Consider the following 22,423-nt stretch of genomic DNA (forward strand, 5'->3'; position numbering starts at 1 on the left):
GGGAGACCATTCTCATCCAGCCCCCGGAGCCTGTTCCGCGTTTCGAACAGGCCACCGGGTCACCGGTCCCGCCTCGCCGGCAACGCAAACCGGTGTAACCGCGACGGGACGGATGGATTGTAGACACGGACGCAAGGGGCGGGGATTTTGAGGGAAAACGGGGAGGTAAGAGGGGCATTCTTGACCGCCTCCGCGGGCGTGGATTTCTGTCGTAAAACCGCCACGTGATCGACCAGAAGCCTTCTGACAAGTCCTCCTTTAGCGCCCGCAGCCTGCGAGTGGCCGCGAACCGTGGTGCTGTCGATCATGTGCTGCCAGTCATCCGTCAGCCTCAGTTCTACCGGGTTTCAAGGAGTGCGTCGCACACGCCCTGTTCGGCCCAACGGCGGAAGCGGATATAGACGGAATTCGACTTGCCGTAGCGCTCATGCATGTCGTGCCAGGGGCAGCAGACCCTAAGAACATGCAGCATGCCGTTCAGATATCGCCGACTATCGTGCGCGAGCCGGGACTTCTTCGCATGTTCGCTGGGCAATAGCCCCTCGACACTCCGCCACTCCATATCCGTCAGGTCGCCACGAGCCAAAACCGCCTCCTGAAAGGCAGTTTTGAATCACGCTTCCGCTGATTTGGGAATTCGCTTGGGTAACAGGACCCGGGCCAGATTAACTCCGTCTTCAAGACAATACACTGACGCCTACGGCCTTCCTCGTGATCGCACCGGAGTGAGAACGCTCCGGCCCGATCGGCAGTCGCCGCCAACGAGGCTATCACGCGCCGCTCCAAAGCGATCTCAAACAGCCAGACGGAAATGCCACTTGACAACGATATAGTCATGCGCGATTGTACCGATCGGTAAAGTAATTACCAATCGGTACAATCATCTCAACTGGACAAGGAACTGAAGATGTCACGTCCCCCGCTTCCCCCTTTCACTCGCGAAACCGCCATCGAAAAGGTTCGGCTGGCCGAAGACGGCTGGAACTCTCGAGACGCGGCCAAAGTCGCTCTGGCCTATACGCTCGACACTCGCTGGCGGAACCGCGTCGAGTTCGCGAGCAATCGCGAAGAAGCTCAGGCATTTCTGACACGTAAGTGGAACAAGGAGCACGAATACCGCCTCATAAAGGAGCTTTGGGCTTTCACCGGTAACCGCATCGCGGTACGCTACGCGTATGAATATCGCGACGATGGTGGCCGCTGGTACCGCGCTTATGGTAACGAGAACTGGGAATTCGCAGAGGACGGTCTGATGGCGCACAGACACGCGAGCATCAATGAAATGCCGATTGCTGAAAGCGATCGCCTGTTCCACTGGCCTCTTGGCCGTCGGCCGGATGATCACGCCGGCCTCAGCGATCTGGGCCTCTAATCATGGCCCGCATGGTCGCTGAAAGAGCCGACGCCATAGCCCCATTGGCCGAAGTTTTCCGCGAACATGGCTATGAAGGCGCAAGCCTTGCCTTGATCGGCAAGGCTACCGGCCTCGGCAAGGGCAGCCTCTACCACTTCTTCCCGAACGGAAAGGAAGAGATGGTGCGGGCTGTTCTCGACGATATCGGCCAATGGTTCGAGGATGCCGTATATTCCCCGTTGCGTAACGAGAGCGATGTTAATGGCGCCATCGGTGCAATGCTCGCCTCGACGGACCAATATTTCAGGTCCGGCAGGCGCGTGTGCCTCGTCGGCGCCTTGGCAGTCGCCAATACGCGTGACCTCTTCGCGCAAGCCATCCGAGGTTATTTCGTAGCCTGGGTGGACGCCTTGCAGTCAGCGCTTATTCGGCAGGGCCGTGAAGCCGATCAATCGCGCATCCTCGCGGAAGAGGCCGTTCTTGCTATTCAAGGAGCAATTGTTCTTTCTCGGGCAATGGATGATCCGGCCGTTTTTCAACGGGCTATCGACCGACTTCGGGGCCGATTGTTGATCGAAAACGATACCTCTAACAACAAAGGCGCAATCGACGGTTCACTGCAAAATGAAGGTCGGCTTGTCTGAGATCAGCGGAGATATCGACACAGCGCCGGAGCTGCAGGATCTCGGGCATTCTCGCCACTCCACGAGCGGTCAAAGGCCAGCGGCAGGCGTCTCAGCAAAGCGTCCGCAGGGAGACGGATCAAAAATACCTGGGGTCACAGAATGGATGCGGAGTATCGCCTTCCAGAGGAATTCTTCACCGATCGCTTTCTCGTGAAGCGGATCCTGCCGTCGGATGCCGACGCTATATTTGTGGGTTGGGCGACTGACCCCGAAGTGACGAAGTATCTCTCCTGGTGTCCGCATACAGACCTTTCCCAAACGCGGGAAGCTGCAGAACGCTCCAGTCGGGAGTGGGAAGTTGGTTCCACTTTTCCGGCGGTAATCTGTCGGCAAGATGCGCCGAGCGACCTTGTCGGAAGATTTGATGCGCGGCCGGTCGGATCAAGAGTCTCCTACGGTTGGCTCATACGCAAGGACCGCTGGGGGCAGGGCGTCGCAAGCGAGGTGGTGCAATGGGCTATCGCGCATGCCCTGTCCAATCCTGCGATCTATCGGACCGAGGCGGCTTGTGACGTCATGAACATGGCCTCGGCCCGTGTGATGGAAAAGGCTGGAATGGTCCAGGAGGCAGTGCTTCGGCGGTACCTCCTCCTTCCAAATTTGTCGAAGGAGCCAAGGGACGCTTTCCTATATTCCAAAGTTCGCTGAGAACCCTGGATGATAGGCATACAGCTCTGATCTTTCCGTTGCCGACCATTCCTCATCCCCGCAACCGGGGACACCGGCAGGGGATGAGGGAGCGAGAAAAGGCAGCGAAGGGTCGTTCAGAACTCCTGCCAGTCGTCGGCCTTCAGGGCGGTATTGCCGGCGACGGCAGGAACCGGACGCGGTGCGGCGCGGCGGGCTGGGGCCGCGCCATGTGTGGACGATGCCGCACGATACGTGGGAACGGCCCCGGCAGGAGCGGAGGAGGCGCCGAGGTCGAAGCGGGAGACGAGCTGCCGCAGTCGTTCGGTTTCCTGGCTGAGAGCGACGCCGGAGGCCGTGCTTTCCTCGACCATGGCGGCGTTCTGCTGGGTCATCTGGTCCATCTGGTTGACGGCCGTATTGACTTCGGACAGACCGGTCGCCTGTTCGCGGGAGGCGGTAGCGATCGCTTCCATGTGCTGGTTGACCGAAAGGATGTTGTCCTGAATGGTCCGCAGCGCTTCCCCGGTCTCGCTGACAAGCCTCACGCCGCCCTTCACCTCCTCGGAAGAGTTGCGGATCAGTTCCTTGATCTCCTTGGCTGCCTGTGCCGAGCGCTGGGCAAGCTCGCGCACTTCCTGTGCGACGACGGCGAAACCCTTGCCGGCTTCGCCGGCGCGGGCCGCCTCGACACCGGCATTCAGCGCCAGAAGGTTGGTCTGGAAGGCGATTTCGTCGATTACGCCGATGATGCTGGAAATCTGGTTCGACGACTGTTCGATGCGCGCCATGGCGCTGACCGCATCAGCGACAACCGAGCCTGAATGAACGGCGCTTGCATTGGCAGTTTCCGCAGCCTGACGGGCCTCGTCCGCCCGTGCCGAAGCGTTTCGGACATTGACCGTGATTTCGTCCAGCGCGGCTGCAGTCTCCTCCAGCGATGCCGCCTGCTGTTCGGTGCGTTTCGAAAGGTCCTGGGCACTCTGGCTGATCTCCCGCGAGCCGGCGTCGATCTGGCCGGCGGATGTCGCGACCGATCCAAGGGCTTCGGCAAGTCCGGATACCGCTTCATTGAAATTGCTGCGCAGGCTTTCGAAATCGGCGCCGAAGGGCTGATCGAGCCGGAAGGCGAGATTGCCGGAGGCGAGCTTGTTGAGGCCGTCGCCGATGGTGGTGACGGCATGAACACGCTCGGTGACATCCATCGCGAACTTCACGACCTTGGTGACATTGCCCTTCGTATCGCGGATCGGGTTGTATGAGGCATTGATCACGACTTTCTTACCGTTCTTGCCGATGCGCAGGAATTCGTCGGCCTGGAACTGGCCGTTGCGCAACGCCTGCCAGAATTCCTGATATTCCGGGCTGCGGGCATAGGCAGGTTCGACGAACATGCTGTGGTGCTTGCCCCGGATCTCGTCCATCGAATAGTCGAGCGCCTTGAGGAAGTTGTCGTTCGCCCGGATCACCGTGCCATCGGGGGAGAATTCGATGATCGCCTGGACGCGGCTGATGGCCTCGATCTGGTTCTGGTAGTCGAGGTTTTGCAGGCGTTCCTTGGCATTGGCCCATTCAACGGCAAAACCGTCGAGCTTGTTGCCGCGCTTCAGGGGCGTCACGATCAGATCGAAGGCGTGGTTGCCCACCCAGATGGTCGCCTTGTGCTGCTTCTGCAGAGTGGCGAGCATATTGCGCTGGTGCGAGGGGTTCTTGTGGAAGATATCGATATTGCTGCCGATCAGCTTTGCGAATTCGAAGCGCGGAAGCTCCTTCTTGAGGTCGCTCTCCGCATCCCGGAGAAGGTCGCGCACGGCGCCGTTCATATAGACGATATTGAGCTTGGCATCGGCAAGCATGATGTTGGCCGATATCGTTTCGAGCGCATCGATACGGGCGCGCAGCCCGCTATTGGTCATTCCGAACATGTCTTGCAGTCCCCACGCCGCGACGTTGTCGATGACCGGTTGCCGCGCCACAGCCGCCTTGCGCCCAGCCAGTGACGCACGGTCGGGAGACCCCATGGAAATGATAGCCCCCGCCCGCATCACATGAGGGGCATCTTATATAATGATGGTGTTTATTATCTTAATGACAAACGGCAGATATGTCGCGGTCTGGCGCAGGCAGGACCTGATCAGCCACCGGTTCTTGCCGCCGACGAGACCGTGCCTGGCGGATGGCCCATGACGCGTTTGAAGGCCCGGCTGAAGGCAGCCTGCGAGCCATAACCCAGTCGCAGCGCTGCCGTTTCGATCGGCATATGGTCCTTGGCGATCCACTGGGATGCAAGCCGCATGCGCAGTTCCGTCAGGTAGCGGACGGGCGTCATACCGGTGACATCGAGAAAGCGTTCCGCGAAGACGGACCGCGAGGCTCCCATCCTGTCGGCGAGTTCGGCGACGGTCCAGTCGTGGCCCGGTGCATTGTGAAGCGCGACGAGCACCCGCCCGAGCCGCGGGTCGCGCAGGGCCGCGATCCAGCCGGTGGCATCGCCGCAGCCGCATTCGACCCAGGCGCGGACGATGAAGGCCGCGACCACATCGGCAAGACGCGCGAGAATGCCGGCAAAGCCCGCACGGGCGGTCTTCGCCTCGCGCTCCATCGCCTCCAGCATCGGCAGGATTTCCGGATAGCGGTCGGAGAGCGTGCCGACCAGCATGACCTCCGGCATCATCGAAACAAGCGGATGAAGGCCGCCGAGATCGAATTCCATGCAGCCGCTGAAGATAAGGGCGCGCCCGTCTTCGGCGCAGGCCTCGCCGTCACAGGCATTGATCGCGCTGACCGAGGCGCAGATCGGCTTTGTCGCGAGCACCCGCACATCCTGGCACTTGATCTCGGAAGAGGAGACGAGGGCATGGCTGCCGCCACGCGGCAGAAGCACGGCGGAACCGGCGTCCATCGTGTGAAACAGGCCGCCCGGTGTGCGCAGGTGAACCGGACCGCGGGCGATGAAATGAAACTGGGCGCGTCCCTCCACCTCGCCGAACGAGAGCCCGAACGGCGGGGTGGCTTCGATCCGCTGATAGTCGAGGCCGACCAGCCGCATGCCCATGAGCAATTCGCTCACGAGATCCGGATCAGGGTAGGCGCCGGCCGACATCGCCGGATTTTCGGACTTTCGATCAAGCATTACGGATTTTGTGACATGGATCGTCCGGCGAGTCCAGCCTAACCTTGGAGCGTACCATTCACCCGGAGCATTTCCGGCCAGCTCCCGACGGCCCGGATGCTCTCCTTTTTACTTCCGCAGTTCGCGGCAGGCGGAACCTTCGGGAGTTTTCGCCGCAACTGCGCATTTCGAGGACAAGCCTATGAATCCCACATTCGATCCATCCGGCGCCGCTGCCGGAACCGGCGCGGAAAAGCCGGCCTGGGGCGCGGTCGTTTCCATGGCGCTCGGCGTCTTCTCGCTGGTGACGGCGGAATTCCTGCCGGCCAGTCTGCTGACGCCGATCGCGGCCGAACTGAACATCACCGAAGGGGCGGCCGGTCAGGCGGTGACCGCGACGGCGGTGGTCGGCATGGTCGCAAGCCTCCTCATCACGCCTTTCGCCCGCAGCATCGACCGGCGGCATCTGATGATGTTCTTCTCCCTCCTGCTGATCCTCTCCAATCTTCTGGTGGCCTTTGCCCCGGGCATGACGCTGCTCCTGATCGGGCGTGTGCTGCTTGGCGCAGCCCTTGGCGGCTTCTGGGCGATGGCGACGGCGGTGACAATGCGGCTGGTGCCGCCGGTGCTGGTGCCGCGGGCGCTGTCGATGATCTTCAGCGGCGTCTCCGCGGCAACCATCGTTGCCGCCCCTCTCGGCAGCTATCTGGGCGCGCTCGTCGGCTGGCGCGCGGTATTCGTCATGACCGCTGGGCTGGGGCTCGCCGCTCTCGTCATGCAGTTCATCTCGCTGCCGAAGCTCAAGCCGACCGGCACCGCAAGCCTACGCACGCTCGGCGAGGTTCTCGCCCGACCGGGCATCGCGTTGGGGATCGCTGCCGCGACTCTGGTCTTTGCCGGACACTTCGCCTTCTTCACCTACCTGCGGCCGTTCCTCGAAGCGGATGCCACGGCCGGCATCGAGGTGGTTTCCTCCGTGCTGCTCGGCTTCGGGCTCGCCAATTTCCTCGGCACGCTGCTGGCCGGTCCGCTGATCGCTTGCAGCCTGCGCCTCACCCTGACGCTGATGCCGCTGTTGCTGGCAGGCATGGGCTTCGTGCTGGTCGCGAGCGATGCGCCGTTTGCCGTCAATGCGGCCATCGTCTCTCTCTGGGGTCTGGTCTTCGGCGCCGTGCCGGTCGCCTGGTCCACCTGGCTCGCGCGCAATGTTCCGGATGAGGCGGAAAGCGCCGGCGGGTTGCTGGTCGCGGCGATCCAGTTTGCGATCGCCATGGGTGCCGCGGTGGGCGGCATCGTCTTCGACGCAAACGGCGCGGCCGGCGTCTTCACCGCAAGCAGTCTGGTGCTGGTGATTGCGGCGATCGGCATTCTGCTCGGCGTAAAGCTGCGCCCGGTGCCGGCTGCGGCCTGAAAAAGCGTCGCCGCCTTCAGTGGCGGCGACCAACTCGCGGCTCGGAGAGGGCTCACCGGAACGTGATAGACGGTGGGTTAACGTGTGTTGAGCGACACGCCGGATGCGCTATCGGAAGGTTCTCCCATCTGGGAACTCCTCCATCCGCAGAGCAACCTCCAAGGAGCCTTCCCCGTGAAGCAAAGACTAAATCAGGCCAGCCCCTACCTCCTCAGCCTGCTGCGCATCGTTTCAGCTCTCGTGCTGTTCAGCTACGGAACCCAGAAAATCCTGCATTTTCCCGTGGCCGAGCGCGTGCCGCCGGTTATGTCGATGCCGTGGATCGCCGGCCTGCTGGAACTGACCCTTGGTTTCCTGCTGCTCATCGGCTTCATGAGCCGGGCGGCTGCCTTCGTTCTGTCCGGCCTGATGGCCTTCGCCTATTTCATCGCGCATTTCCCGCAGAACTTCTTCCCCTCCCAGAACGGCGGGGTGGCAGCCATCCTGTTCTGTTTCATCTTCCTTTATCTGGTGGCAGCCGGCCCGGGGCCGATCAGCGTCGATGCCCGCCGCAACGGCGGACAGGCCTGATCCGGCAGGCTTCTGATGATCGAAGGGTGCGGAACGTCGCGCCCTCTTTACCAGATATGTGGGGCCGGATATGCGCGGGGAGGAGGCTCAGGCGATATCCGGCGGTGTCTTGCGAAGGCGGGCGTCGAGCCTGGCAAACAGGCCGCGCAATTCCGGCTCCTCGACATAGCCGCCCGCTTCGGTCGGACGTACCCACAGGGTCTGGCGCTGTCCCTGCTCCTTGAAGGTCTCGGCGATGGAGGTCGTCTCGACCGTGAAGACCTCGACGATGCAGGGAACATCCTTGCCATTGTCCAGCCGCTTGACATAGCTGTAGCGGCCGAGCGGCTTCTTGCCGACCTTTCCCTTGATGCCGGCCTCCTCGAAGGCTTCGACAGCTGCGACCTCTCGCGGGGTCTTGCCCTTCATCGGGCTTCCCTTGGGAATGACCCACCGGCCCGATCCTCGCGTCGTGATCAGTAGAACCTCAAACCCGTTTCCTCCAGCGGCGCGACGAAAGCAGATCGCCGCGTACTGCTCCAGCCAGTCGGCGGCAAACAGCGTGCCGCCCGTATCGGCGAGCTTCATCAGGAACGTCTTTTTCTTGGCCAACGGGATCTCGGAGGAAGGCTGGAAGGGGGTGGAAGTAGATTGTGACAGTCCACGATTATCTTGGATTTCCAGCTTTTGCAGTACTCTTCTTTCATTTATGACAGTTTTATGACAGCCCCTCCACGGGATATGCCAAGGGGCATGCCACGGGACATGATCGACTGGATATGAATGCATGATGAGCCTGTTCAAAAAGCTTCTTCCCCGTGAAGACGGATTTTTCATTCTCTTCGAGCGCCACACGCGCACGGTGGTGGGAGCGGCCAATGCGCTGAAGGACCTGCTCGCCGGCGAGGGGGACATCGAGGCGCACGGCCAGAAGATCATCGACCTCGAGGACGAGGCCGACGATATCACCCGCGAAGTCCTGCTGGCGGTGCGCCGCAGCTTCATCACGCCCTTCGACCGGGGCGACATCAAGGATCTGATCCAGTCGATGGATGACACGATCGACATGATGCACAAGACGGTCAAGACCATCCGGCTCTACGAACAGACCAGCTTCGATCCGGGTATGCGCGAGATCGGCATCATGATCGCAGAATGCGCAAGGCTGATTTCCGAGGCCATTCCGCTGCTCAACAAGATCGGCTCCAACGCCCATCGCCTCAGCGAAATCGCCGAGGAAGTCATGCGCGTGGAGGGCCGTTCCGACGAGTTCTACGAGAAGGGTCTCAAGGAGTTGTTCAAGCGTTACGGGTCCAGCGATCCCATGGCCTACCTGATCGGCAGCGAGATCTATGGCGAGCTGGAGAAGGTCGTCGACCGTTTCGAGGACGTCGCCAATGAGATCAGCGGCATCGTGATCGAGAACGTCTGATGGATGCCACGCTTGCCCTGCCTCTGCTGGTCGCCCTCGTCGGCGTGGCGCTCTTCTTCGATTTCCTGAACGGCCTGCACGACGCCGCGAACTCGATCGCCACGATCGTCTCGACGCGGGTGCTGAGCCCCCAGTTCGCCGTCGGCTGGGCCGCTTTCTTCAATTTCATCGCCTTCATGTTCTTCGGCCTGCATGTGGCGGAGACGCTCGGAACCGGGATCATCGACCCCGCTATCGTCAGCCCGCAGGTGATCTTTGCCGCACTCGTCGGCGCGATCGTGTGGAACATCGTCACCTGGGTCTTCGGCATTCCGTCCAGTTCGTCCCACGCGCTGGTGGGGGGCATGGTCGGTGCCGGTATAGCCAAGATCGGCAGCGCCTCGATCGTCTTCTACGGTCTCGCCAAGACAGTGGTCGCGATCTTCCTGTCCCCGATGATCGGCTTCTTCCTGGCGCTTTTGCTGGTGCTGATCGTCGCATGGATATGCATGCGCCAGACGCCCTTTGCCGTCGATCGCTCCTTCCGCCTGCTGCAATTCGCCTCCGCCTCGCTCTATTCGCTCGGCCATGGCGGCAACGACGCGCAGAAGACGATGGGCATCATCGCCGTGCTCCTGTTCTCGCAGGGTTATCTCGGCGACACCTTCTATGTGCCCTTCTGGGTGGTGATTTCCTGCCAGACGGCCATGGCGCTCGGCACGCTCTTCGGCGGCTGGCGCATCGTCCATACCATGGGCTCGAAGATCACCCGGCTCAATCCGATGCAGGGCTTCTGCGCGGAAACAGGCGGCGCGTTGACGCTGTTCGGGGCGACCTGGCTCGGTATTCCGGTTTCGACGACCCATACCATCACCGGCGCTATTGTCGGGGTGGGAGCCGCACGCCGCGTTTCGGCGGTACGCTGGGGCATCGCCGGCAACATCGTGATCGCCTGGGTCGTGACGCTTCCGGCTGCGGCCGCCATTTCCTGGGTGACTTACCTCGTCTGCTCGGCCTTCGGCTGAACGAACCCGGCTGACTGGTGCGTTGCAAGGCCGCACCCACCGGCATCCATGCGGTGCCTGATGCATAGAGCCTGGAAACGATGTCTCGTCTCCGGGCCCTATGGAGGAATTTCTAAGGCGAGAGTCCGCGATCAGTAGAGAACGCTGGCGCCCATGTCGGCAGCGCCGGCAACGCGGCGCAGCGGTGCGAAAAGTTCGCGTCCGAGACCGAATTCATTGTGGGAGAGATCCGGGGCTGCCGGTGTGCGTGCCGCGAACTCGGCGGCATCGACAAGCACTTCCAGCGTGCCGGCGATGGCATCGAGACGCACGATGTCGCCATCCTTGATCTTCGCGATGGCGCCGCCATCGACGGCCTCGGGCGTGACATGGATGGCGGCCGGCACCTTGCCGGACGCGCCGGACATGCGGCCGTCGGTGACGAGCGCCACCTTGTAGCCACGGTCCTGCAGCACGCCGAGCGGTGGCGTCAGGCGATGCAGTTCCGGCATGCCGTTCGACTTCGGTCCCTGGAAGCGAACGACGGCGATGAAATCGCGGTCGAGCTTGCCGGCCTTGAAGGCGTCCTGCAGCTCCTGCTGGTCATGGAAGACGATGGCCGGCGCCTCTACGACATGGCGCTCCGGCTTGACCGCCGAGATCTTGATGACCGCCTTGCCGAGATTGCCGGTCAGCATCTTCAGGCCGCCATTCGGCTGGAACGGGGCCTCGATGCGGGCGAGCACCTTCGGATCGGCGCTTTCCTCCGGCGACGGCTGGCGAACCACGTTGCCATCTTCGCCGAGCTTCGGATCGATGGTGTAGGCGGCAAGTCCCTGACCGAAGACGGTGCGCACGTCGTCATGCAGGTAACCGGCCTTGAGCAGCTGCTTGATCAGGAAGCCCATACCGCCGGCCGCGTGGAAATGGTTCACGTCGGCAAGCCCGTTCGGATAGACGCGGGCGAGAAGCGGGATAATGTCCGACAGGTCGGAAATATCCTGCCAGGTCAGCTGGATGCCGGCGGCGCGGGCCATGGCGACGAGATGAAGCGTGTGGTTGGTCGAGCCGCCGGTGGCATGCAGGCCGACCACGCCGTTGACGATCGAGCGTTCGTCGATCATCTCGCCGGCGGGCGTGAACTCATTGCCGAGCGCGGTGATCGCCAGCGCACGCTTTGCAGCCTCGCGGGTGAGCGCGTCGCGCAGCGGCGTGTTGGGGTTGATGAAGGAGGAGCCGGGCATGTGGAAGCCCATGATCTCCATCAGCATCTGGTTGGAGTTCGCGGTGCCGTAGAAAGTGCAGGTGCCGGGGCCGTGGTAGGATTTCGATTCCGCTTCCAAGAGTTCGGCACGGCCGACCTTGCCTTCCGCATAAAGCTGGCGGATGCGCGACTTCTCGTCGTTCGGAAGGCCCGATGTCATCGGTCCCGCGGGAATGAAGATGGAGGGCAGGTGGCCGAAGGTCAGCGCGGCGATCACGAGGCCCGGCACGATCTTGTCACAGACGCCGAGGAAGACGGCAGCGTCGAACATGTTGTGCGAAAGGCCGATGCCGGCCGCCATGGCGATCACGTCGCGGGAGAAGAGCGAAAGTTCCATGCCCGGCTGACCCTGGGTAACGCCGTCACACATGGCCGGCACGCCGCCCGCAACCTGCGCCACGCCACCGGCTTCGTGCGCCGCCTTGCGGATCAGGGCAGGGTAGGTTTCGAACGGCTGGTGGGCGGAGAGCATGTCGTTATAGGCAGTGATCATGCCGAGATTGGGAACCTGATCGCCTGACAGAGCGGTCTTGTCCCCGGGGGAACAGACGGCGAAACCATGGGCGAGGTTGCCGCAGGACAGAACCGAGCGATGAACGCCCTTGGAGATCTGGCTGCGCACGCGGTCGAGATAGGCCTCGCGGGTCGGCTTCGAACGCTCGACGATACGGCGGGTAATGGCTTCGATACGGCTGTCGGCACTCATGGGACAATCCTCCTGTCGTGACGCGCGGCGCGCTCAATCGGGCGCTTTCAGCCACGCAAGGCCCGGCTTTCCGGGTCAGATCGGTATCCGTCCGCTTACGGACGGCGTGCGACTGCCCTGATGTTTCAGGGAGCCCAGTAGATATCGGGTTTCGTCGCCGACCGGCCAAGGATGGCGCGGATCGGCATCTCGTTTTCGTCGCGGCCGGCAAGGGCCTTGTCGAGCACGGCCTTCTTTTCCGCTCCCTCGATATGAAGCGCGAGGAAGCGGGCATCGTGAAGAGCAGAGAAGGAGAAGGTGAGGCGGGGTTCGCCGGCACCTTCGGCTTCCATGGTCATGACCCGGCGAGGCAGCGCAAGGTCGAGCGCCTCGGCCAGATGATCCCCGCCGGGGAAGAAGGAGGCGGTGTGACCGTCATTGCCCATGCCGAGGATCACGGCATCGAAGGGTGCGCCGAGCGCGTTGGCCTCATCGCTTGCTATCGCCGCCGCATCCTCGATGGAGGCAGCGTCATGATACAGCGGCAGGACGCGTGCCGCTGCCGCCGGACCCTTGAGCAGATGGGTGGAGAGCAGCAGATGATTGGAGCGCGCATTGTCGGCCGGCACGAAACGTTCGTCGACGAGCGTGATCGTCACCTTGTCCCATTCGACCGGCTTGCCGGACAGCACCTCGAAAAAAGCCTTCGGCGTGGAGCCGCCCGACACGGCGATGGTGGCCGAGCCCTTGAGTTCGATCGCCGCGTCGAGCGCCTTGACCACCCGGTTCGCCAGCCCCTCGGCCAGCGCCGGACGGCTTTCGAAGGCGTGCATGTGATAGCCCATCAGCCCGTTCCTAGTCATTCTCGTGCCATGTCCGGCCGTCGCGCTCGATGAGAGCGATTGCCTGGCTCGGGCCCCAGGTTCCGGCAGTGTAGCCCTGGGCGCGCTGGCCGATTTCCTCCCAGCCCTTGAGGATCGGATCGACCCACTTCCACGCGGCCTCGACCTCGTCACGGCGCATGAACAGCGTCTGGTTGGAGCGGATGACATCCATCAGCAGTCGCTCGTAAGCGTCGGCGTTACGCACGTCGAAGGCCAGCGCAAAGCTCATGTCGAGCGAGACGTGGCGAAGGCGCATACCGCCCGGCCCCGGGTCCTTGATCATCAGCCACTGCTTGACGCCTTCGTCCGGCTGCAGGCGGATGACCAGCTTGTTGGCCTCGATACGTCCGGCGGCGTCGTCGAAGATGGAATGCGGGATCGGTTTGAACGCGATGACGATTTCCGAAACGCGGGACGCCAGACGCTTGCCGGTGCGCAGGTAGAAGGGCACGCCTGCCCAACGCCAGTTATCGATCTCCGTCTTGATGGCGACGAAGGTTTCGGTATCGGAGGCCGCTTCCAGTTCTTCCGTGTAGCCCTTGACCGGACCGCCGGCGGAAGCGCCGGCCTTGTACTGGCCGCGCACGGTGAACTTTTCGACGTTCGCCGAGGTGATCGGCTTCAGCGAACGCAGGACCTTCAGCTTCTCGTCACGAACGGCTTCCGCGTCCATCGAATGGGGCGCTTCCATCGCCACAAGGCAGAGAAGCTGCAACATATGGTTCTGCACCATGTCACGCAGCGCGCCGGCCTTGTCGTAATAGGTCACTCGTCCCTCAAGGCCGACAGATTCGGCGACCGTGATCTGAACGTGGTCGATATGGGCTGAGTTCCACAGCGGCTCGTAGAGCGCGTTGGCAAAACGCAGCGCCATCAGGTTCTGTACCGTCTCCTTGCCGAGATAGTGGTCGATGCGGAAGATCTGCTCTTCCTTGAAAACCCGGCCGATCGTGTCGTTCAGCACCTCGGCGGATGCGAGATCGCGGCCGATCGGCTTTTCCACGACGATGCGGGTCGACTTTGTGATGAGCTTGAAATCGCGGATCTTGTCGGCGATGTCGCCGAAGATTGCGGGAGAAACGGCAAGATAGAAGGCGCGCACGATGTCCTTACCGCTGTCGAGCAGGACCTTCAGCTTGTCCCAGCCGTCGTTCGACTTGGCGTCGACAGAGACGTAGAAGACGCGGGCGCAGAAATTCGCGACCGACGCCTCGTTGTATTCCTCGGGTTTCAGATGTTCCTTCAGCGCATTCTGTGCGAATTTGCGGTACTCTTCGTCTGTCATCGGCGTGCGCGATGCGCCGATAATGCGCGTCGGCTCGCTCAACTGACCGGCAAGCTGCCGGTGATACAACGCCGGCAGGAGCTTGCGTTCGGCAAGATCACCGGTGCCGCCGAAGACGACGTAGTCGAAGGGTTCCACGGGAATGATCTGACTGCTCATGTGGGCTTCTCTTTCTCGGCACTGTCGGTTTCGTTTCTAATCTAATCGATTTAAAAAAGCCAGTGGTCCCGAGCCTGAAAAGCGCGCACGTGCGAAAAAATCAGAATTTATCCCGCAGCGCAAACCAGGTGAGCGCGAGGAACAGCAGCGGGCTGCGGAACTTCGCACCACCGGGGAAAGGTGGGACTTTCAGGTCTTTCAGAAGGTCGAGTTCGCCGGTCTTTCCTGTGATCGAATCTGCATAAAGCTTGCCACAGTAATTTGACAGCATGACGCCGTGGCCGGAATAGCCGCCGATGGACATGACGCCGGGCATCACTTCGCGGACGAAGGGCTTGCGCGGCATGGTGATGCCGACGCAGCCGCCCCAGGCATGGGTGATCTCGATGTCACGCAGTTGCGGATAGATCTCGGCGATCTGGCGCCGGATGTGAGAGGAGATGTCGCGCGGTGCGTCCGCCGTATAGGCCTCGCGACCGCCGAACAGCAGCCGCCCGTCGAGCGTTTTTCGCCAGTAGCGCACCACGAAGCGGGAATCCGCGAGCGCTTCCGAGCCCGGAATGACCTCCGGAAACCTGTCGAGCGGTACGGTCGCGCCGATGAAGGAGTGGATCGGCATGACGTGCGCGGCGGTGACCGGCTCGAGGTTGGCGATATAGGCATTGGTGGCGATCAGCACCCGGTCGGCGCTGATCGTGCCGGTCGGCGTCTCGATCAGCGTCTTGCCGGCGGTTTGCCGGATCGACTTCGCCGGGGTCATTTCGAAGATCCCGGCGCCGGCGTCCTTCGCCGCCTTGGCAAGCCCGATCAGGAGCTTCAGCGGATGAATGTGACCGGTGCCGGTGTCTCGGGTTCCGCAGAAGAAGCGTTTTGAGCCGGCCCGTTCCGCCGTCTCCCTGCCGTCCATGAAGGACATGTGGGGATAGCCGTAGCGGGTGACGATCGCCTCGACGGACTGGCGGTACTCGCGCTCGTAGCTCGCCTTGTGGGAAACATTGAGCTGGCCGGGCAGATAGTCCATGTCGATGCCGTGTTCGTCCGCGAAATCGAACAGGTATTTCTTGGCGTTCTCGGCAAGGTCGAACAGCGCCTTGGACCGTTCGAAGCCGAGTTCTTCCTCGATCTCGTCGGGATAGGAGCGCTGACCGGTGCCGAGCTGGCCGCCATTGCGGCCCGATGCGCCGTCACCGATCCGGCACCCTTCGATCAAGGTGACGGAAACACCGGATTTCGCCAGATGATAGGCGGCCTGCAGGCCGGTGAAACCGCCGCCGATAATGGCGACGGAAGTCTGTCTGGAACCGTCGAGCGCCGGGTATTCCGGCCGCTCGGCAACGGTTTCCTGATACCAGGAGATACCCGGTGCGATCGGGCTTTGCCATGACATGGGGAACTCCTTCGCGCTCAGACGTTCAAGAGCAGGAATTCTCGTTCCCACGGGCTGATCACCTGCATGAAGGTTTCGAATTCCCCTCTCTTCACGCCGGCATAAAGACCGATGAATTCCTCGCTCATCACTTCGGCGAGAGCGGGATCGGATTCGAGCAGCGACACCGCCTCGAGCAGGCCGCGCGGAAGCTCCACCGAGCCTTCGTTGGCGGTGCCTTCGGCCGCTGCCGTGGGCTCGATCTCCTTGACGATGCCGAGATAGCCGCAGGCAAGCGAGGCCGCCAGTGCGAGATACGGATTGGCGTCCGAGCTTGGCAGGCGGTTTTCCACGCGGCGCGCGGCCGAATCCGACACCGGCACGCGGAAGGCCGTGGTGCGGTTGTCGTAGCCCCAGGCATTGTTCACCGGCGCCGACATGTCGGGCGTCAGGCGGCGATAGGAATTCACGTAGGGCGCCATCATCGACAGCGTCTTCGGCACGAAGAGCTGCATGCCGCCGATGAAGTGGAAGAATTCCCTCGATGCGGAGCCGTCGGGCTTGGAGAAGATGTTCTTGCCCGTTTCCACATCGACCACCGACTGGTGGATGTGCATGGCCGAACCCGGCTGGCCCTGCATCGGCTTGGCCATGAAGGTGGCGTAAATGCCGTGCTTCAGCGCCGCCTCGCGGATCGTGCGCTTGAACAGGAAGACCTGGTCGGCGAGTTCGATCGGATTGCCGTGGCGCAGGTTGATTTCGAGCTGGGCCGGCCCCTCCTCATGGATCAGCGTGTCGATCTCGAGGCCCTGCTTTTCCGAGAAGTGGTAGATGTCGTCGATCAGTTCATCGAACTCGTTGATGCCGGCGATGGAATAGCCCTGACCGCCGAGAATGGAGCGACCCGAGCGGCCCTTCGGCGGATGCAGCGGATAGTCCGGGTCGTCGTTCATCGCGACGAGGTAGAACTCGATTTCCGGAGCGACGACAGGCCGCCAGCCCTTGTCCTCATAAAGCTTGAGGACGTTTTTCAAGACGTTGCGCGGCGTATAGGAAACGTTTTCGCCGTCCGAATTGACGATGTCGCAGATCACCTGCGCCGTCGGGTCGGTTTCCCACGGCACCACCGACAGCGTCGAAAGATCGGGCACCAGCTTCAGGTCGCTGTCACGCGGTTCGTAGCGGAAATTGCCGGTCTCTTCCGGGTATTCGCCGGAGATCGTGTGGCGGTAGAGCGCCGACGGCAGGGCGAGCGAGGTGTTCGACGTGAACTTCGACGACGGCATCATCTTGCCGCGCGGAACGCCGGCGAGATCCGGCGTGATGCACTCGATGTCCTCGATGCCGCGGGCACGAAGCCAGGCGGTGGCTTCCTTCCACGTTTTTACCCCACGCTTGGATCCGGGATCCGGAGGTATGCTCACCTTTTTGGACGCTGCGCCTTGGGGTCTGAGCATATTTTTCTTCGGAGGCATGTCTCACCGGTTGGGGTTGTTGATGACGTCATCATACCCGGACTTCTCGAATTGGCGAGGGGGGAAAGAACATTGACTTTGGAGAGGCGATCGAAAAGACAGATATTCTTTGCCGCAGGAGCCGGAAATTGGCGCGTATATTTGATGTTGCTGTGATAGGCGCCGGTGCTGCCGGCATGATGTGTGCGCTGACGGCGGGGCAGCGCGGCCGCTCGGTCGTGGTGCTCGATCACGCCCGGGCGCCGGGCGAAAAGATCCGCATTTCCGGGGGCGGCCGCTGCAATTTCACCAACATTCATGCCGGACCGAAGAACTTCCTCTCCGCCAATCCGCATTTTGCCAAATCGGCGCTCGCCCGCTACACGCCCACCGATTTCATCGCCATGGTCGAGAGGCACAGGATTGCCTGGCATGAAAAAACACTGGGCCAGCTTTTTTGCGATGACAGCGCCAGGGACATCATCCGCATGCTGCTGGACGAGATGCGCGCCGGCGGCGTCGAGCTGCGGCTCGGAACCGAAATCGGTGCCGTCGAGAAGGGCGCAGACAGTTTCCGCATCGCCACCAGCGACGGCCTTGTGGAGGCCCGGGCGCTGGTGATGGCAACCGGCGGCAAGTCGATCCCGAAAATGGGCGCGACCGGCTTCGCCTACCGCATCGCCGAGGATTTTGGCCTGCAGTTGACCGAAACCCGGCCCGGTCTCGTGCCGCTGACGCTGGAGCCCAACCTGCTGGCCGAGCTTTCGCCGCTTTCCGGAATTGCGGTGGAGGCCGAGCTGCGCCACGGCAAGACGGCGTTTCGCGAGGCGCTGCTCTTCACCCATCGGGGACTTTCCGGCCCTGCCATCCTGCAAATATCGAGCTACTGGCGGGAAGGCGATGAAATCACGTTGTCGCTGGAGCCGGATCTCGATTTCTCCGCCCTGCTGAAGGCTGCGAAGAAGGAGAACGGTCGGCAGGCCGTGCAGACGGTGCTGGCGCAGCATCTGCCGAAAAGGCTTGCACAATATGTGGCCGAACGGCACCGCATCGAACGGCCGATTGCGGATCTTTCCGACAAGGCTCTGGATGCCGTTGGTTCCTTTCTCAAGGGATGGCCGATCAAGCCCGCCGGCTCGGAGGGCTATCGAACCGCCGAAGTGACGCTCGGGGGTGTCGATACCGTTGGCCTCGATTCCCGAACGATGATGGCGAAATCCGTGCCCGGTCTCTACTTCATCGGCGAATGCGTCGATGTGACAGGCTGGCTGGGCGGCTATAATTTCCAGTGGGCCTGGGCCTCCGGTCGCGCTGCCGGCGAAAGCATGTGACAGAATTGTCGCAATTGCAGCATTTTGCATGCGGGGCAACAAAATTTCCGCAATCATGGTGTTCTGCGCAAGCTTAATGCCTTAATTTAGTTCTTGTTAACGTGGCTAGCTCATTCTTGACCTTAGCCGGCATTCAGCGATGCAAGTGGCGTCGCGGAATGGGACATGAGGTCGGACCGGATTGCCGCGCAGAAACGGCATTGATTTTCCCTGAACGGCAGTCTCCAGGATAGAGCCGATGAACAGACAAGATCGCAAGCCCCGTGCCATCGCCATTGCCAGAACGCGTGACGCCGAAATGACGCGTCTCCGCAACCTCGCAATTCTCTGCTTCGGCGCGGCTGCGGCCATCGCCGCGCTCGCTATCGGCCTCGCTGGCTGAAGCGTCAACATTGACGGCAGGATGTCCGCTCGCGGCCCGCGAGCGACTGCCGCCCGGACGCCGCGATCCCGCGGATGTCTCCTTCCGACGAACGGCTCTTTTCCGCTGAGCGCTTCGATATTCCCGCTTGCGCCATCAACTGCCTGAAACCTTCGCCGATCCACCGGAGCCGAAGCGATAGCCGGCCACCGAATGGTCCGGTATGGGTTTCGTAATAGGCCTGTTCGGCTTCCGCTGTCCTTGCGGGTGGCCGTTGCGGGCCGGTCAATGCGATCAGTGTCGCCAGAGCGCTATGCATGACGGATCTCCTTCTCGGTTCAGAATCCGTCTTCTGATTTATACGTCCAATTCTGATGGATAAACGCCAGAAATCGTGCAATGTCTTTCACCCATGAAAAACATCGCCTGGGACGGCTATCAGCTTTTTATCGAGGTTGCCCGTCGGGGAGGGTTGACGGGTGCTGCCAGCGCAAGCGGTCTAAGCCCGGCGACCATCGGCCGGCGCATGGTCGAGCTGGAGCGCCAGCTTGGTCGCGAACTCTTCCTGCGCAGTCAGACGGGCTATCGCCTGACCGATGATGGCCACGAGCTTCTGACCCATCTCGGCGAGATGGAAGCGGCGATCCGCAGGGTCGAGACCTGGAGACAGGACGCGGCGGCGCGCGCGCTGGTGAGGATTGCGGCGGGCACATGGGTCGCTCGCCTCATCAGCCAGAATTTTTCCGCGATCTGCACCGCGCGCGACGATTTCCGCATCGATCTCTTCATCGCCGAACAGCGTGCAAGCCTTGCCCATCGGGAAGCGGATATCGGCATCCGGGCTTTCGAACCGGAGGAGCAGAACCTGGCGAAGGTGCTTCTTGGCGAGGTCGCCTATGCCGCCTACAAGGCGCGAAACAATGTTGAAGCCGAAGTCCGCTGGCTGGCGGTCGACACGGAAAATGCCATCTCGTCCTATCTGCGCTGGCCGCATGAAAACCGGGCTGACAGCATCGTCGTCACCGTCAACCGGCCGCATGCCCTGCGGGATCTTGCGCTCGCCGGCGCAGGCGTCGCCCTACTGCCCTGTATCGTCGGCGATCTGGAGCCGAGACTTGAACGTGTTGGCGGCGAGATCGAGGTGCTGCGTCATCGCCAATGGATCGTGATGAACAATGACGACCGCCATCGGCCGGAGATCCGCGTGGTCGTGGACCGTATGACGCGACTGATGCGGGCGCATGCCGATCTCTTCGCCGGCAGGCGGCCGAGCAGCGAAGGATGATGGCGTCTATCCGTCGACGGGTTCGTCGCCGCGGAGGGTCGGGCCGATATTGACGATCCCGTGGGCGAGGCTCAGGGCATCGAAGGCCGCAGTCTCCGCCTGCTCAAGCCTTGTGCCGCCAGCGAAGAATTCCTCTATCCGCAATGCCGGCTGGAACACCAGCAACAGGCGGGCCGGCGCCGTCAGACAGCGAAAGGCGTGCGGCACGCGGCGTGGACCGAAGATGGAATCTCCCGGCTGGGCACGATGAAGCCGGTCGCCTATCCGAAACAGGAACGTGCCCTCGCGGACGAGAAACCACTCGTCCTGATGTTCATGATAATGAAGCGGCGGACCGCCCACCCGGTCGCGCAGGGTGTCGATGATGCAGAGCGCTCCGCCGGTATCGGCCGCGGAGACCTTGATGTCGAAGCGGCCGTTGAGGAAATGCATCGGCGTGCCGAAACGATCCTCGCCATCGGCAAGCTTACCCGGATGATCGGATAGAACCATCGCAATCCTCCTTTGCCGGTGCTTTCGGCAAAGCCGGTGCCGGCGGTTCGTTCGCAAGCATGTCGATTGATCGACCGGTCCGCCTTCTAGCTGCGTTCGAACGAGAGCGTGATGCTCGTTTCCACGCCGGCCGTTACGATGCCGATGCTGCCTTCGGCGCTGATGGCGAGGCCGACCTCGACGCTCTTCAACTGCATCGAGCCGACAGATGATTTTTCGATCTTGCCGATGACTTCCTGCAATTGTGCGATGGTTTCGGCCAGCTTCTTGTCGAGTTGTTCGGTGTCCTTCGGTACGTAACCTACCAGGCGCGCAACTGCTTCCCTGAGTCCATGCTGCTCACCGCCCTTGTCTGCCTCGCGTATTCTTTCGGGAACGGCCGCCGCGGCCGCAGGCACTATGATGGTCAGGTTGGTCATGTCGTTCTTCCGTTTTAGAGATAAGGCCCGTTTTTAGAGATAAGGATCGACTTCGAGATATCTGACGGCCTGATAGAGATCCTGGCAGAGGCCGTTCCTGCCGCCATTGCCGTCGTCTATGCCGCCCATGTAGATGCCCACCCCCGCACCGGTGTGATTGTGGGTGGCGAGCGCGCCGCTGTCGCCGCCCTGTGCCTGCGCATCGAGCACCAGCCGCTGGCCCATCATCGAACCCCAGTAGCCGGGCAGCGGATGGTGTGAGAGAACCGAGCGATTTCCTGGGCTTGTAAGGCGTCCGTCAAGTGTGACGGGATCGCCGGGAGCGACAACGTGCGTCGGGTTTGGAAACGGACCGAGCAGGGAAAGCGAACTCAGGCCGGCCGGCCAGTCCGTGGAATCGATTTTGATCACCGCCGCATCTACCGCGCAGTGGCCATCGTCGGCGAGATGTCCTTGGTTCGGTGTGTTGTGGTCCGTGGAAGGATCAAGGTCGATAGGGGTGCCAAGCGACAAGTGCTCGACGACGTGGCGGGCAGTCAGAATGCCCCGGTCGAAGGGAGGGTTCTTCATCGCCGGTTTGACCCAGCATGCGCTGCTTCCGACTGTACTCGGATTGCCCGGATGGGGTGGGATGCCGTGCGGTTCTAACCTCGTATAGGTGACGATTACCGGAAATTGCCGCCTTGCGAAGCGAATGGACGTTTCAAGCGGTTTCTGGCTGGCCTTTCCCGCCGGTGCCGTCGCCAAAATCGATACCCCGAACCCGAATTTGCCGCTCTTGGAGACAGGCCATTCGATTTCCTTGGCCAGCCCCTCCTTGAGGGAGATGAAGCCATAGCTGACGCCGAACATCCTCGCGGGCAGTGCCGCGGGCGTGATCGCCGGCGAGCCTGTCTGCTCGATACCCGGAACGATACCTTCCATCAGCAACTGAAGATTGGCGGCGGCGGCGAATAACCTGTTGCGCGGCCAGGAGAGATCCGCTCGTCGGGTGATTTCGGCAATCTGAGTGTTACCGTCGTCGGCGGACGGGAGCAGTTCGGCGATCTCGTTAATGTCCTGCTGCGTCAGTTCCATTTCGAGCCCCCTCTGAAATGGCAGGAAAGCTAACACGCTATAAGGGCATTTGACAGATTGGCGACTTTACATTGCGCGCCATTTCGTATTGCGGCGGTTGGATTTTGCCCCCGCTATTCGCCAACGGCAAGACCCGCGCAACGCTCGACACAACTCCCCCCGAAGCGTGACGATCATTGCGCGGGAACCGATCCGGGCAGGGTGCCG

General features: G+C 61.9%; 22 protein-coding genes and 1 pseudogene. 10 read left to right on the forward strand and 13 right to left on the reverse strand.

Annotation, left to right across the window (positions count from 1 at the left end; genetic code table 11):
* Positions 1 to 171: 171 nt before the first annotated feature.
* A pseudogene (locus NBH21_RS26220) lies at positions 172 to 586 on the reverse strand (IS5 family transposase); the annotation flags it as partial.
* Between the two features lie 321 nt (positions 587 to 907).
* Between NBH21_RS26220 and NBH21_RS00070 the strand changes: the two are divergent.
* The 3 genes from NBH21_RS00070 to NBH21_RS00080 all read left to right on the forward strand — a co-directional run bounded on the left by NBH21_RS00070 (position 908) and on the right by NBH21_RS00080 (position 2,688).
* Positions 908 to 1,372 carry a nuclear transport factor 2 family protein gene (locus tag NBH21_RS00070; RefSeq protein WP_250911937.1) on the forward strand — a complete coding sequence of 155 codons (465 nt, stop codon included), beginning with the start codon at positions 908 to 910 and terminating at the stop codon, positions 1,370 to 1,372.
* A gap of 2 nt (positions 1,373 to 1,374) precedes the next feature.
* Positions 1,375 to 1,998: a TetR/AcrR family transcriptional regulator gene (locus NBH21_RS00075; RefSeq protein WP_250911938.1), complete on the forward strand. Its 624-nt coding sequence runs from the start codon at positions 1,375 to 1,377 to the stop codon at positions 1,996 to 1,998.
* 141 nt (positions 1,999 to 2,139) lie between these two features.
* Positions 2,140 to 2,688, forward strand: coding sequence for a GNAT family N-acetyltransferase (locus NBH21_RS00080; RefSeq protein ID WP_250911939.1), 549 nt, complete (start codon positions 2,140 to 2,142; stop codon positions 2,686 to 2,688).
* 116 nt (positions 2,689 to 2,804) lie between these two features.
* Here NBH21_RS00080 and NBH21_RS00085 read toward each other — a convergent pair whose 3' ends face one another.
* The gene (locus NBH21_RS00085) at positions 2,805 to 4,592 is read right to left on the reverse strand and encodes a methyl-accepting chemotaxis protein (RefSeq protein ID WP_250912773.1); all 1,788 of its coding nucleotides are present in this window, start codon (positions 4,590 to 4,592) and stop codon (positions 2,805 to 2,807) included.
* 209 nt (positions 4,593 to 4,801) lie between these two features.
* On the reverse strand, positions 4,802 to 5,800 hold the full coding sequence (locus tag NBH21_RS00090) for an AraC family transcriptional regulator (protein ID WP_250911940.1): 999 nt from the start codon (positions 5,798 to 5,800) through the stop codon (positions 4,802 to 4,804).
* 181 nt (positions 5,801 to 5,981) lie between these two features.
* Here NBH21_RS00090 and NBH21_RS00095 point away from each other — a divergent pair, with 181 nt between their 5' ends.
* Both NBH21_RS00095 and NBH21_RS00100 read left to right on the forward strand, forming a co-directional pair.
* A complete protein-coding gene (locus tag NBH21_RS00095) occupies positions 5,982 to 7,190 on the forward strand; it encodes an MFS transporter (protein WP_250911941.1) in 1,209 nt (402 codons plus the stop codon).
* 174 nt (positions 7,191 to 7,364) lie between these two features.
* Entirely contained in the window at positions 7,365 to 7,760 is a 396-nt protein-coding gene (locus NBH21_RS00100) for a DoxX family protein (RefSeq protein ID WP_250911942.1), read from the forward strand.
* A gap of 87 nt (positions 7,761 to 7,847) precedes the next feature.
* Here the strand turns inward: NBH21_RS00100 and NBH21_RS00105 are convergent, their stop codons facing one another.
* On the reverse strand, positions 7,848 to 8,327 hold the full coding sequence (locus NBH21_RS00105) for an NUDIX hydrolase (RefSeq protein ID WP_425340377.1): 480 nt from the start codon (positions 8,325 to 8,327) through the stop codon (positions 7,848 to 7,850).
* Between the two features lie 199 nt (positions 8,328 to 8,526).
* Between NBH21_RS00105 and NBH21_RS00110 the strand changes: the two genes are divergently transcribed.
* Positions 8,527 to 9,171: a DUF47 domain-containing protein gene (locus tag NBH21_RS00110; RefSeq protein ID WP_250911944.1), complete on the forward strand. Its 645-nt coding sequence runs from the start codon at positions 8,527 to 8,529 to the stop codon at positions 9,169 to 9,171.
* A complete protein-coding gene (locus tag NBH21_RS00115) occupies positions 9,171 to 10,175 on the forward strand; it encodes an inorganic phosphate transporter (protein ID WP_250911945.1) in 1,005 nt (334 codons plus the stop codon). Before NBH21_RS00110 ends, NBH21_RS00115 begins: the two co-directional genes overlap by 1 nt.
* A 131-nt stretch (positions 10,176 to 10,306) precedes the next feature.
* Here the strand turns inward: NBH21_RS00115 and edd are convergent, their stop codons facing one another.
* The 5 genes from edd to NBH21_RS00140 form a co-directional block, all read right to left on the reverse strand.
* Complete coding sequence (gene edd / locus NBH21_RS00120; RefSeq protein WP_250911946.1) at positions 10,307 to 12,124, reverse strand: phosphogluconate dehydratase; 1,818 nt, start codon at positions 12,122 to 12,124, stop codon at positions 10,307 to 10,309.
* Between the two features lie 125 nt (positions 12,125 to 12,249).
* Complete coding sequence (gene pgl / locus NBH21_RS00125; protein ID WP_250912774.1) at positions 12,250 to 12,948, reverse strand: 6-phosphogluconolactonase; 699 nt, start codon at positions 12,946 to 12,948, stop codon at positions 12,250 to 12,252.
* 10 nt (positions 12,949 to 12,958) lie between these two features.
* Positions 12,959 to 14,431, reverse strand: a complete 1,473-nt coding sequence (gene zwf / locus NBH21_RS00130) for a glucose-6-phosphate dehydrogenase (protein WP_250911947.1) — start codon at positions 14,429 to 14,431, stop codon at positions 12,959 to 12,961.
* A gap of 100 nt (positions 14,432 to 14,531) precedes the next feature.
* The gene (locus NBH21_RS00135; protein WP_250911948.1) at positions 14,532 to 15,818 is read right to left on the reverse strand and encodes an NAD(P)/FAD-dependent oxidoreductase; all 1,287 of its coding nucleotides are present in this window, start codon (positions 15,816 to 15,818) and stop codon (positions 14,532 to 14,534) included.
* Positions 15,819 to 15,835: 17 nt separating this feature from the next.
* Positions 15,836 to 17,272: a glutamine synthetase family protein gene (locus NBH21_RS00140; protein WP_250911949.1), complete on the reverse strand. Its 1,437-nt coding sequence runs from the start codon at positions 17,270 to 17,272 to the stop codon at positions 15,836 to 15,838.
* Between the two features lie 128 nt (positions 17,273 to 17,400).
* Between NBH21_RS00140 and NBH21_RS00145 the strand changes: the two genes are divergently transcribed.
* Both NBH21_RS00145 and NBH21_RS00150 read left to right on the forward strand, forming a co-directional pair.
* Positions 17,401 to 18,582: a BaiN/RdsA family NAD(P)/FAD-dependent oxidoreductase gene (locus NBH21_RS00145; protein ID WP_280924830.1), complete on the forward strand. Its 1,182-nt coding sequence runs from the start codon at positions 17,401 to 17,403 to the stop codon at positions 18,580 to 18,582.
* Positions 18,583 to 18,820: 238 nt separating this feature from the next.
* Positions 18,821 to 18,964, forward strand: a complete 144-nt coding sequence (locus NBH21_RS00150; RefSeq protein ID WP_250911950.1) for a hypothetical protein — start codon at positions 18,821 to 18,823, stop codon at positions 18,962 to 18,964.
* Positions 18,965 to 18,968: 4 nt separating this feature from the next.
* Here the strand turns inward: NBH21_RS00150 and NBH21_RS00155 are convergent, their stop codons facing one another.
* On the reverse strand, positions 18,969 to 19,262 hold the full coding sequence (locus tag NBH21_RS00155; RefSeq protein WP_250911951.1) for a hypothetical protein: 294 nt from the start codon (positions 19,260 to 19,262) through the stop codon (positions 18,969 to 18,971).
* 93 nt (positions 19,263 to 19,355) lie between these two features.
* Between NBH21_RS00155 and NBH21_RS00160 the strand changes: the two genes are divergently transcribed.
* A complete protein-coding gene (locus NBH21_RS00160) occupies positions 19,356 to 20,228 on the forward strand; it encodes a LysR family transcriptional regulator (RefSeq protein WP_250911952.1) in 873 nt (290 codons plus the stop codon).
* A 6-nt stretch (positions 20,229 to 20,234) separates the two neighbouring features.
* Here NBH21_RS00160 and NBH21_RS00165 read toward each other — a convergent pair whose 3' ends face one another.
* The 3 genes from NBH21_RS00165 to NBH21_RS00175 form a co-directional block, all read right to left on the reverse strand.
* Positions 20,235 to 20,720 (reverse strand): cupin domain-containing protein, encoded by a 486-nt coding sequence (locus NBH21_RS00165; protein ID WP_250911953.1) that lies wholly within the window; start codon positions 20,718 to 20,720, stop codon positions 20,235 to 20,237.
* 86 nt (positions 20,721 to 20,806) lie between these two features.
* Positions 20,807 to 21,139 carry a Pepco domain-containing protein gene (locus NBH21_RS00170; RefSeq protein WP_250911954.1) on the reverse strand — a complete coding sequence of 111 codons (333 nt, stop codon included), beginning with the start codon at positions 21,137 to 21,139 and terminating at the stop codon, positions 20,807 to 20,809.
* Positions 21,140 to 21,172: 33 nt separating this feature from the next.
* On the reverse strand, positions 21,173 to 22,216 hold the full coding sequence (locus NBH21_RS00175) for a hypothetical protein (RefSeq protein ID WP_250911955.1): 1,044 nt from the start codon (positions 22,214 to 22,216) through the stop codon (positions 21,173 to 21,175).
* Positions 22,217 to 22,423: the final 207 nt, after the last annotated feature.

The sequence above is a fragment of the Ciceribacter sichuanensis genome (assembly GCF_024055605.1).
Lineage (GTDB): Bacteria > Pseudomonadota > Alphaproteobacteria > Rhizobiales > Rhizobiaceae > Allorhizobium > Allorhizobium sichuanense.